Annotated in this window: 11 protein-coding genes; 4 read left to right on the forward strand and 7 right to left on the reverse strand. The window is 73.0% G+C overall.

Going from position 1 to position 11,261, the window contains the following annotated elements:
* Positions 1-27: 27 nt before the first annotated feature.
* From MID12_RS02900 to MID12_RS02910, 3 genes are all read right to left on the reverse strand, one after another.
* Positions 28-753 carry a PDZ domain-containing protein gene (locus tag MID12_RS02900; protein WP_263164679.1) on the reverse strand — a complete coding sequence of 242 codons (726 nt, stop codon included), beginning with the start codon at positions 751-753 and terminating at the stop codon, positions 28-30.
* A 199-nt stretch (positions 754-952) separates the two neighbouring features.
* Positions 953-3,166, reverse strand: coding sequence for a terpene synthase family protein (locus MID12_RS02905; RefSeq protein ID WP_263164680.1), 2,214 nt, complete (start codon positions 3,164-3,166; stop codon positions 953-955).
* Between the two features lie 143 nt (positions 3,167-3,309).
* On the reverse strand, positions 3,310-4,200 hold the full coding sequence (locus MID12_RS02910) for a SigB/SigF/SigG family RNA polymerase sigma factor (RefSeq protein WP_263164681.1): 891 nt from the start codon (positions 4,198-4,200) through the stop codon (positions 3,310-3,312).
* Between the two features lie 267 nt (positions 4,201-4,467).
* Here MID12_RS02910 and MID12_RS02915 point away from each other — a divergent pair, with 267 nt between their 5' ends.
* Both MID12_RS02915 and MID12_RS02920 read left to right on the forward strand, forming a co-directional pair.
* Positions 4,468-4,638: a hypothetical protein gene (locus MID12_RS02915; protein WP_040246541.1), complete on the forward strand. Its 171-nt coding sequence runs from the start codon at positions 4,468-4,470 to the stop codon at positions 4,636-4,638.
* A gap of 219 nt (positions 4,639-4,857) precedes the next feature.
* On the forward strand, positions 4,858-5,814 hold the full coding sequence (locus MID12_RS02920) for an acyltransferase domain-containing protein (protein WP_263164682.1): 957 nt from the start codon (positions 4,858-4,860) through the stop codon (positions 5,812-5,814).
* Positions 5,815-5,904: 90 nt separating this feature from the next.
* Here the strand turns inward: MID12_RS02920 and msrB are convergent, their stop codons facing one another.
* From msrB to MID12_RS02940, 4 genes are all read right to left on the reverse strand, one after another.
* Entirely contained in the window at positions 5,905-6,309 is a 405-nt protein-coding gene (gene msrB, locus MID12_RS02925) for a peptide-methionine (R)-S-oxide reductase MsrB (RefSeq protein WP_040246545.1), read from the reverse strand.
* An 11-nt stretch (positions 6,310-6,320) separates the two neighbouring features.
* Positions 6,321-7,706, reverse strand: a complete 1,386-nt coding sequence (gene murC / locus MID12_RS02930; protein ID WP_263164683.1) for a UDP-N-acetylmuramate--L-alanine ligase — start codon at positions 7,704-7,706, stop codon at positions 6,321-6,323.
* Positions 7,707-7,847: 141 nt separating this feature from the next.
* Entirely contained in the window at positions 7,848-8,321 is a 474-nt protein-coding gene (locus tag MID12_RS02935) for a hypothetical protein (protein WP_040246548.1), read from the reverse strand.
* A gap of 123 nt (positions 8,322-8,444) precedes the next feature.
* Positions 8,445-9,227 (reverse strand): pyrimidine reductase family protein, encoded by a 783-nt coding sequence (locus MID12_RS02940; protein ID WP_263164684.1) that lies wholly within the window; start codon positions 9,225-9,227, stop codon positions 8,445-8,447.
* A 150-nt stretch (positions 9,228-9,377) separates the two neighbouring features.
* Between MID12_RS02940 and zapE the strand changes: the two genes are divergently transcribed.
* Positions 9,378-10,466 carry a cell division protein ZapE gene (zapE, locus tag MID12_RS02945; RefSeq protein WP_263164685.1) on the forward strand — a complete coding sequence of 363 codons (1,089 nt, stop codon included), beginning with the start codon at positions 9,378-9,380 and terminating at the stop codon, positions 10,464-10,466.
* A 258-nt stretch (positions 10,467-10,724) separates the two neighbouring features.
* Positions 10,725-11,102 (forward strand): hypothetical protein, encoded by a 378-nt coding sequence (locus MID12_RS02950; RefSeq protein ID WP_040246554.1) that lies wholly within the window; start codon positions 10,725-10,727, stop codon positions 11,100-11,102.
* Positions 11,103-11,261 lie beyond the last annotated feature (159 nt).

Consider the following 11,261-nt stretch of genomic DNA (forward strand, 5'->3'; position numbering starts at 1 on the left):
CCGTCTCTCCGAGTCCCGGCCCGCAGTTCAGGTCATGACGCCCGGTACCGCGGAGAGTTGCTGCTCGGTGCCGTTCTCGTGCCGCACCGTCAGGGGGACCCGCTTGCCCGGCTGCGCGCGGGTCACGGCGCGGGCGAGGTCCCCGGCCGAGCGGATCCGCTGCTCCCCGAACCGGATCAGGGTGTCGCCGCGTACCAGTCCCGCCGTATAGCCGGGCCCCGGCAGATGCACCCCGACAAGGAGCGCGCCCCTGCCGTCCGGGGCGTCCACCGCCTCGATGCCGAGCGTGGCGGGCTCCTTGCCGCGGCCCCCACCGGTCGAACTCCCCTCGCCCGCCTTGCCCTTGGCCCCCTCTTCCCCGGCCTCGGCACCGGGCTCCCGGCCGGGCGCGGCGGCCCCCTTCTCGCCGCCCTTCGCCTCGCCGGGGGCCACCGCCCCGGGGGCCTGGGGCGCCCCGCCGGGGCCGCCGCCGGACTTCTGCATGTCGGCGAGCTTGCTCATCCCGATGACGGTGGCGCTCACCGTGCCGAGGCCGACCCCGGAGAGCACCAGACCGGCGGCGACCACCAGCCCCGCGAGCAGGGTGAGCAGGCGCCGCCTGCGCCTGCGTACCGCCCCCGGGCGTCGGCCGCCGGTGGGGCCCGGCGCGCCCCCGGGAACCCGGCCCCGTGCGCCGGGGCCGCGGCCGCGGGTCTTCTCGCCGGGCGTCTCACGGCCCGGCATCGGCTTGGGTCGCAAAGCAGTCTGTTCCATGTCTCGCCTCCGCCGGAGAACTACCCGCCGCCACCCCGCGCCACGATTCACGAACGGGTGATAACAGGCGGAAATCCGGCATCACGGCGGGTAGTTGCCAGGGCGTGCCGGGCAGCAAGGTGGCCCGGATGCCCTCCCGCCAGGCATCCGGGCCACGTCCGTGCCGCCGGGGCCGCCGGTGTGCGGCGCCCCGGTCGGTTCACCCCGCCGGGGGCGCGGCCCGCCAGGCGAAGGGCAGGGCGGGTCCGGGCAGCAGGGAGTCCGCGCGGCGGGGCGCGGGGGTGCCGGCGCCGATGCCGTGCGAGAGGTACTCCTCCCGGTAGCGCCTGCACTCGCGGTGCCAGTGGAGGATGGCGGTCAGCCAGTTCTCCAGCTCGGTGACATACCCGGCGAGGACCTCGCGCGCCTCCTCGTCGAGGCCGAAGTCCTCGTAGAGCACGGGCAGTTCGTGCTCCACCACATGCTGGAACTGGCGCAGCCTGCCCTGCATCAGATCGTGGACGAGGGCCACACCGGTGGCGTAGTCGCAGTCGAAGAAGTTCTGCACCACGAGGACGCCGTTGTGCACCTCGCCGTCGTACTCGATCTCCTTCTGGTACGAGAACAGGTCGTTGAGCAGGCAGGCGTAGTCCATCGCCGAGTTGACGAGCGAGCGCATGGGGCCGGTGGCGTAGATCTCGTCGGGTACGCGCTTGCCGTGCGAGATGCGCGAGAGGCTCGTGGTCATGTCGGAGCCGAAGGTGTCCCTGCGCATCTCGATGTAGTCGACCGGGTCCGGGATGCGGTGCTGGATCTCGTTGGACACCTCCCACAGCCAGCCGTCGAGCATGGCCACCACGCCGTCGCGGAACAGGGCGCGGCCCTCGGGCGGCATGGGCCCCGCGGTGCGCGACCAGAGGTCGGCGAGGGCGCGTTCCAGGGCGTTGGCGTGCGGGGCGGCGAGCGCCGCGTCCGGTTCGTCCACGACCATCAGGGCCTTCAGGCGCTCGGTGGCGAGCCGGGCGCCCGCGAAGTCGCCGGTACGGGCGTACAGCGCCGGGTACCAGTCGTCGCCGTAGGTGCCCCAGGCCAGCCAGGCGGAGCCGATGTCGAGGTCCTTCTGGTCGGCGTCCGGATAGATCCCGGCGGCGCACAGCGCCAGGTCGTAGCGGTCGAGGGCGGCCTGGTCCCACAGGCCCTCGCGGGTGATGCCGGTGGTGCGCGCCCAGTCGGTCAGGTGGTCCCGGGCGGTGGGCAGCAGGGGGCTCAGCCGCAGTTCGTAGCCGGTCTCGAAGTCGGGGATCCGGGAGGGGCCGACGCGCTGGTGGGGCACGTGCGCGTAGTTGCGCAGCCGCCGGGCGCTCGCCGGGGAGAGCAGCGAGCGCACCGCGGCGGCCGAGGTGCCGAGGCCGGTCGGCCCGGCCAGCGGTGAACTCTCCCGCACCGCGCCCTCGTTCATGTAGCGGCTGGAGCGCAGATGCCATTCGTGGCCGCCCGACTGCCAGTCCTGCAGGCCCTTCACATAGGCCGCGACCGCCGCGTACTCCCCCGGGGCGAGCGCGCTCTCGGCGCACTGCGCGGGCAGTTCGGTCAGCGCGGTGGCCTCGAACTGCTGGAGCCGGGAGGTGATCAGGTCGTTGACGGCGTCGGCGGCCTCCTGCGTCGTACAGCCGAGGAAGGTCTCCAGGACCAGGACGCCGTTGCTGAGTTCGCCCTCGTCCTGGACCTCGCGCTGGTAGGAGAAGAGGTCGTTGCGCAGATGGACGCCGTCGGAGAAGGCGTCGCAGAGCACCCGCAGCGGGCGGGAGCGGGCGATCCGGGCGGGGATCTCGGCGGTGGCGTACTCGACGAGACCGGCGGACCAGGGCGCGCCGCCCACCTTGCGGCGCATCTCGATGTACTCGACCGGGTTGGCGATCCGGCCCTCGTTGATGTTGGAGAGCTCCCAGTCGGACTCGTTGAGCAGGTTCCTGGTCGACTCGGCGAAGCGGTCCCGCCAGGCCGCGGACATCGCGGGCACGGTGCGGGTCCACAGATCGGCGAGCCCGGCCTCGACCGGGTTCTGCGGCTCGGGCATCGGCGTGGCGAGGTCCATCGGCATGAAGAGGGCCAGGCGTTCGAGGTGCGCCTTGCCGGCCGCGCGGTCCTGGCTGCGCTTGAAGAGCTCCAGGAAGTGGTCGTCGAAGAAGAAGACCCACACGTACCAGTCGGTGACCAGGGAGAGTGCGGGCCCGTCGCAGTCGGGGTGGGTGTACGCGCACAGGAGCGCGTAGTCGTGGGCTTCGAGGTCGGCGGTGTCCCAGACGCCGGAGCCCTCCAGCATCCCCATCTCCCGCGCCCAGTCGGCGCTGTGCGCCCGGGCCTCCTCCAGGTGCGGATTGAGCTGGGCGGGATACGGCATGTAGAAGTCCGGCAGAACGAACGGCTGCGTCATGGCCGGGCCCTACCCGGGGCCCCGGGGCACCATCCGGGACGGCCGCCAGGATCGCCCCTTCGCGTGAACATGGCACGGAACGGGAGGCGGCTCGGGGATCGCCTGCTCCACGGCCGCCGCGCCCGCGCCGCCGGGGGCGCCCGTCAGCCGGTGGGCAGCATGTTCCTGCGGAGCTTCTTCAGGACGGCGGTGAGCAGCCGGGAGACATGCATCTGGGAGAGGCCGAGCTCGGCGCCGATCTGCGCCTGCGTCATCTCCTGGCCGAAGCGCATCTCCAGGAGCCGCCGGTCGCGCTCGCCGAGTTCACCGAGGAGCGGCTTCAGCGAGTGCAACTGCTCGACGAGTTCCAGGCGTTCATCGACATCGCCCAGGAAATCGGCGGCATTGCGGCCCTCCGCGTCGGGGCCCTCGTAGGGCGCGTCCAGCGAACTCGCGACATAGCCGTTGCTCGCCACAAGTCCTTCGAGGATCTCCTCCTCGCCGAGTTCGAGGAATTGAGCGAGTTCGGACACCGAAGGATCGCGGTCGAGAATTCCGGAGAGCTCCTCCTTGGCCTTTCCCAGCTCGATCCGCAACTCCTGGAGCCGCCGCGGCACCCGTACCGCCCAGGTGGTGTCCCGGAAGAAGCGCTTGATCTCCCCCACGATGTACGGGATGGCGAAGGTGGTGAATTCGGTTTCCCGGGACAGGTCGAACCGGTCGATCGCCTTGATCAGCCCGATGGTGCCGACCTGGACGATGTCGTCCATCTGCCCGAGCGCCTGCCCGCGCCCGCGGAAGCGGCTCGCGGCGAACTGCACGAGGGAGAGGTTCATCTCGATCAGGGTGTTGCGCACGTACTGGTGGCCCGGGGTGCCCTCCTCCAGTTCCTGGAGCCGGACCAGGAAGATCCGGGTCAACTCGCGGGCGTCGCGCGGGGAGACGCGGCTCGGGTCACCGACCTCGGGCACCCCCGCCTCCACCGTGACCTGCCGCGGCTCCCCCTCCGTCGCCTCATGCCCGGCAACCTGGACTCCGGCTCGGTCTGCACTCATGTCCCACCCCTCCAACGGCGCGGCGGCTCCGCTTCACCGCGCCTGCCCGGACTTCAACCGTCTAACCCTTGCTGAGGGGAAACAGTTGCCGTCGGTTCCCCGGGGGCGGCGGTACGGCCCTGGGGCGCGCGGGCCGGGACGGCACCCGTGGGGCGCCCCGCCGCCCCGCGGACGGGTGCCGGACCGCTCCGGAATACCGCTTTGGTTTGGATTTCCGTACCGGGGCACACGGCTCTCTGACACCGCTCAATTCGGAGGCTGATTCCCGTGGTTCCCCTTCTTGTCGTACTCCTGCTGATCCTGATCCTCTTCGGACTCGGATTCGCACTCAAGGCCCTGTGGTTCGTGGCGATAGCGGTACTCGTCCTGTGGGCCCTCGGTTTTCTTCTGCGGTCCACCTCGTCCGGCGGAAAGCGGTCCCGCTGGTACCGCTGGTGACAGTGCCGCACAGCGGCAGGGCAGTGGGCCGGGAATTCCCGGGCAGACGCGGAAATCCGCGCCGGCCCGGGAATTCCCCGCGTCCGGCCCTGATCGGCGGTGATGCGGCGGACGCTCCTCGGCCCGCCGCCCCGCACCGACCGGCTGCGCTGAAGCACTGACCGCCCCGGGACAGCCCCGGGAGCGAAGGCCGTCCGGGCGGCCGTGAAGAATACGGGCATGGAACTCACCGCACAGTCGGTCGCCGAGCGGCTCGGCATGGACCGGGACGACGCCTGGCTGCGGCGCCTCGCCGAGACCGGCCCCCCGGCGCGACCGCCGGAGCTGCCCGGCCCCGAGGAGGCACGCGTCCTCCTCGACCGGCTCCGGGTCGCCGCCGAGGACCGGGAGGAGATCCTCGCGGCCCTGCCCGCCGCGGCCGCCGACCCCGTACTGCGCTGGATCCTCGACCGGGCCCACCAGGTGCTCCTCGACGGCATGGGCGAACCGAGCGGCCAGGACACCTTCCCGGTGCTGCCGGATGAGCACGGCGCGGGAGCCCGCTACTACCTGGTCCTCCTCTACCTGGCGACCCTCCCCGCGACGCTGCGCTTCCACGCCGCCCGGGGGATCCCCGAGGAGTCCTCCTGGGAGACCCTCGGGCAGCTCGGGGAGGTGCTGGACATCCACCGCCACAAGTACGGGCGCGGCGGGGTGCACGTACCGGGGTGGCTGACACTGCATCTGCGCGGGGCGATCCACCGGCTCGGGCGGCTGCAGTTCGAGCTGTCCCGCTGGGAGGGCAGGCCGGTGCTGAGCGTGCACATCCCGGCGGTGGGCGGCCCGATCAGCGCCGAGGCCTGCGACTCCTCCTTCGCGCGGGCCCGCCCCTTCTTCGCCGCGCACTTCCCGGAGCACGGGGCCGAACTCGCCGTCTGCCACTCCTGGTTGCTCGATCCGCAGCTGGCCGCGTATCTGCCCGAGGAGTCCAACGTGGTGCGGTTCATGCGCCGTTGGGAGCTGTACGCCGGTCAGGAGGAGGAACGCGACGGCTCCATCCTGGAGTTCGTCTTCCGCCACACCGGCCAGCCGCTGGAACAGCTGCCGCAGCGCACCAGCCTGGAGCGCGCCGCGGTGGCCCATCTGCGCGCCGGGGGCCACTGGCGCGCACCCTCCGGCTGGACGCGGCTGCCCTGAGGCGGGCCCGGCGGCGCGCCCCGGCCACGCCCCAGGCCCCACCCGGCCGGGGCCGCCCGGCTCGGGGCCGACCGACTCGGGGCCGCCCGGCTACGCCTCGGGGCTCAGCCGCAGCGAGATGCTGTTGATGCAGTACCGCTGGTCGGTGGGCGTCGGATAGCCCTCGCCCTCGAAGACATGCCCCAGGTGGGAGCCGCACTTCGCGCAGCGGACCTCGGTGCGCAGCATGCCGTGCGAGCGGTCCTCGATGAGCTCGACGGCGTCCGAGTCCTTCGGGTCGAAGAAGCTCGGCCAGCCGCAGTGGGAGGCGAACTTGGTCCCCGAGGTGAAGAGTTCGGCCCCGCAGGCGCGGCAGGAGTAGACGCCCTCGGTCTTGGTGTCGGTGTACTCACCCGTGAAGGCGGGCTCGGTCCCGGCCTGCCGGAGCACCGTGTACTCCGCGGGGCTCAGCTCGGCACGCCACTGTTCCTCGGTCTTGTCGACCTCGTAGCCCATGGTCTCGGTCCTCACTTCGCCAGTCGGTCAAGGATCAGCGGGCCCAGGTCGGTCACATCACCCGCGCCCATGGTGAGAACGAGATCACCGGGCTTCGCCATTCCCGCGACCGCCTCGGGCACCCCCTCCTTCGCGGGCAGGGCGGTGACCTCGCCGCCCGCGGCACGGGCGGCCTCGGTGATCAGCGCGCTGGTGACGCCGGGGATCGGGTCCTCGCGGGCCGGGTAGATGTCGAGGACCAGCGAGGCGTCCGCGAGGGCGAGGGCCTGGCCCATCTCGGTGCCCAGTTCCTGGGTGCGGGAGAAGAGGTGCGGCTGGAAGACCACCAGGATGCGGCCGTCCCCGGCCGCGGCGCGCATCGCCTCCAGGTCCGCCGCCATCTCGGTGGGGTGGTGCGCGTAGGAGTCGATGACCTGTACGCCGCCCGCCTCGCCCTTGAGCTGGAGGCGGCGCTTGACGCCGGTGTACGAGCCGAGGGCGGTGGCGAGCTCGGCGGCCGGGACGCCGAGGGCCGCGCCCGCCGCGAGGGCGGCGACCGCGTTGAGGGCGTAGTGGCGGCCGGGCACCGAGACGGCGAAGACGTGCTCCTGGCCGTCGAGCACCGCGGTGACCTCGCTCTTCAGCCCCTGCGGGACCACCGAGAGCACCCGTACGTCGGCGTCCTCGGCCTCACCGTAGGTGACCACCCGGACCCCGCTCAGCCGCCGGGTCAGCTCGCGGGCGCCCGCGTGGTCGGCGCAGACGACCAGGGTGCCGCCGGGCACGACGCGGTCGGCGAAGGTCTCGAAGGACTCGTAGATCTCGTCCAGGGAGGCGTAGTTGGCGTGGTGGTCCAGCTCGACGTTGAGGACGACGGCGACCTCGGGGGCGTACTTGTGGAAGCTGCGGTCGCTCTCGTCGGCCTCGGCGACGAAGATCTCGCCCTCGCCGTGCCGGGCGTTGGAGCCGGGCAGGTCCAGGTCGCCGCCGATCGCGTACGAGGGGTCCAGGCCGAGGGTGGTCAGCGCGACGGCGAGCATCGAGGTGGTGGTCGTCTTGCCGTGGGTGCCCGCGACCGCGAGCGGGCGCAGGCCGGTCATCAGGGCCGCGAGGGCGTCGGAGCGGTGGACGACGGGGATGCCCAGCTCGGCGGCGCGGGCCAGCTCCGGGTTGTCCTCGCGGATGGCGGAGGAGACGACCACGCTGCTGGCGTCCTCGGCGAGGTGGGAGGCGTCGTGGCCGAGGTGGACGGTCGCGCCGAGTGCCCGCAGCGCCTCGGTGACCGGGGAGTCCTTGGCGTCGCTGCCCGCCACCTTGGCGCCGCGCTGCGCGAGGATCTTGGCGATCCCGGACATTCCGGCTCCGCCGATACCGATGAAGTGCGGTCGGTCCATGGCGGGGGGAAGGCCGGGTGCCATGCGAGTTCTCCCAGGGGTGACGAGCGGTGCCCACGAGGGCGGAGCGGGCCCCAGCCTAAGCCTTCCGCCCGGGACGCGGCCCCCACGACCGCCCCGGTGGCACCGGGTGTCCGAGGGCGCCGCCGCCTGTGCGGAAGAGGCTCAGGCCTTGCTGTGGGAGAAGAGCTTGAGCACCGGCACGCCGACCCGGTGCCGGGCGCGGGAGGCCCAGTCGCGGTGGAAGAACTCCTCCACGTAGTGCGGGTCGGTCAGCACGATGACCTCGTCCGCGGAGATCTCGTCGACCAGGGCCTTCAGGGCGTCCAGGGGGTGGTCCTCGATCAGGCGGCCGCCCGCCTCGCAGCCGGCCTGGCGCAGCGCGGTGAGCGAGACCTCCAGGGCCTGTTCGGCGGGGGCGAGCGCCTCCTCGCCCTCGGGGGTCTCGGCCTCCCGGGTCACCTGGTCGATCTCGCCGAGCGCCACGTCGTCGAGCGCGCGCAGGAGCCGGTCGGCCTGGTCCCCGCGCGGCTGGAGGAGGAGGTGGAAGCGCACCGGCTCGTCGCCGTGCAGGGTGGTGACGAACTCCACGTCTGCGGACGTCAGGGCCTTCTCGATCATCAGTACGCTCGTGAACACGTCGGCGCCCTTCCTTCCGCGGGCCCTCGGCCCTGGCGGAAACCATCCTGCCCCGTGCGGGCACGGGGACTGCGAGTCTTGTCATGCAAAGCGGCAAAACGGAATTCTGAATTCCGTTCAGCGTCAGGTGCGACGGTATCGGGTGAACAGGAAGCCGGCCTCCTCGATCACCGAAGCCAGGGTGAATCGTTTTGGCACGTCCATCGAAGGTCCGCCCCCGATCCGCTGCGCGTCCCCCGCCGTGAGCACCGGCGCGAGCGTCAGGCACAGCTCGTCCAGCACATCGGCGGCCACCAGCTGCCCGAGCAGCCGGGGCCCTCCCTCGGTGAGCAGCCTGGTCAGCCCCCGTTCCGCGAGTTCCGTCACCATCCGCCGCGGATCCACGCCCACCGCCTGCCCCGCGACCACCACCTCGACACCGGCCGCCTCCGCCGCGGCGATCCGGTCGGCGGGCGCCCCGGCGCCGGTCAGCAGCAGGGTGGGCACCGGCGCCTCGGTGAACAGCGGGCGGCCGAAGTCCAGGTCCAGGCTCGCGCTGACCACGGCGATCACCGGGGCCGGGCCCTGCCCGCGCGCCGCCCGCAGCGGGGCGAATACCTGCCGCGCCCTGGCCGGCCGGTAATCCTCCTTGCGCACCGTCTCGGCGCCCACCACCACGGCGTCGGCGATCCCGCGCAGCGCGCCGAAGATCCGCATGTCCGCCTTGCAGGACAGCGCCTCGGAGCGGCCCTCGTGCTGGGCGGCGCCGTCGAGCGAGGAGACCATGTTGGCCCGCAGCCAGGGCCCCGGCCCCTCCGGATACGCGTACGCCCCGGCGATCTCCACCGGGTCCCACTCGCGGTCGCCGGGCGGCGGGCCTCCCCCGCGGTCCGCTGTCTCGTCGGTCACAGGAAACAGGCGTCGCATGGCGTGCAGTCTCGCACGAGGTCAGGGCCGGTCCACCGGAGCCCGCCCGGCTCGCGTGGCACGCCCGGGGCCGCGCCCGCGGCGGCGCCGGTTCCGCCCCGCCGCGGGCGCCCCGGCCGGGAGCGGCGGCAGCCTCTAGAGTCGGTAGGCGTGTCCTCCACCCCCGCCCCCGCTCCCTCGGCCGGCGACTCCCCGCTCTCGCTGTGCGCCCGCGCACCGCGGGTGCCGGCCGACCGGCTGGTCGCCGAGCTGGTGCCGCCGCCCCGCTTCGACGCGGTCCGCTTCGCCAGCTACGTCCCGGGCCCCGGTCAGCCGAGCCAGCACGAGGCCGTCGAGGTGCTCGGCGCCTTCGCCGCGGGGCTCGGCGGCGCGCACGCGAGCGGTGCCGGGAAGCGGCGCTGGTTCGGCGGGCGCGGCAGGAAGGCGGCGCCCGCCGGCCCGCGCGGGGTCTATCTGGACGGCGGCTACGGCGTCGGCAAGACCCATCTGCTCGCCTCGCTGTGGCACGCGGCCCCGGCCGCGCCGGAGCAGAAGGCCTTCGGCACCTTCGTGGAGCTGACGAACCTGGTGGGCGCCCTCGGCTTCCAGCAGACCGTGCGGACGCTCGGCGGCCACCAGCTGCTCTGCATCGACGAGTTCGAGCTGGACGACCCGGGCGACACCGTCCTCGTCTCCTCGCTGCTCGGCAGACTCGTCGACTCCGGGGTGGCCCTCGCGGCGACCTCGAACACGCTACCCGGCAGGCTCGGCGAGGGCCGCTTCGCCGCGGCCGACTTCCTGCGCGAGATCCAGGGCCTCGCGGCGCACTTCCGCACCCTCAGGATCGACGGCGAGGACTACCGCCACCGCGGGCTGCCCGAGGCCCCGCGGCCGTACACCGACGCCGAGGTGACCCGGGCCGCGTACGCGACCGAGGGCGCCTCGCTCGACGACTTCCCGCACCTGCTCGACCATCTCTCCCGGGTGCACCCGAGCCGGTACGGGGCGCTCACCGACGGGCTGCGGGCGGTGTGCCTGACCGATGTGCGGCCGGTGCCCGACCAGGCGACCGCGCTGCGGCTGGTGGTGCTCGCCGACCGGCTCTACGACCGGGAGGTCCCGGTGCTCGCCTCCGGGCTGCCCTTCGACCGGCTGTTCGGCGAGGAGATGCTCCGGGGCGGGTACCGCAAGAAGTACCTGCGCGCCCTGTCCCGGCTGACCTCGCTGGCCCGGGAGGGGAAAGTGCTAGTCAACGGCTGAGTAGCGGCAGGGGCGTTCATCTCGGCCAGATCACGGTCACGTCTCGGTCAACATTGTGCAATATGTGGCCTGACCTGCTCCTTGTGCCCGTGTCGGGCACCCTGCGTGATGCAATGAAGCGAAACCTCGCGTTAACCACCGCAGCACTGCGGCACGCTAGCGTCTCGCTACGGGGGATCTTTCCGCCGCGTCCGAGCGGCCCGGCTCCCCCGCGCCCGTGACCCGCCGCACCGACCAGGAGAGCAGGAGAGGACGACCATGCGTCTGCCACGCGTCCGCGCGCTCCTGGTGCTGTTCGCCGCCCTGGTCGCCGTGCTCCAGGTGTTCGCCGCCCCGGCGGCGACCGCCGCTCCGTGCACGGCTCCGGCCATGGCGGGCGCGGGGTTCCACCAGGCGCACCCGGCTCCCGGGGAGTCCGAGGAACTCCCCGACAAGGACCCGCGGGTACGTTTCCGCAGCGACCGGCTGCGCGCCGACGAGGCGCCCGAGCCCGGCACCGGGCAGAACCCGGACCCCGGCAAGGTCATCTGGACCCTGGCCGCCGCGGACGTCCCGCCGCCTGTCCTCAGCCCGCACCGGCCGACCGCCGCGAGCAACACCGCACGCGCGGCGGCCCTGCAGGTCTTCCTCTGCTGAGCTGAAACCGGGTCAGGACCGTTCCGGTCGGCCGGGTTCCCCATCACGGACCGCCCCGCCCCCGTACGCGCCCACGAAGCGCCGTGCGCCGGGACGCTCACCCATGCCCGCTTGCCAGTGCTACGCCCCCCGTACTTGTCGACGCGTCCGCGCCAGGGC

Source organism: Streptomyces sp. SCSIO ZS0520, from assembly GCF_025643355.1.
Lineage (GTDB): Bacteria > Actinomycetota > Actinomycetes > Streptomycetales > Streptomycetaceae > Streptomyces > Streptomyces physcomitrii.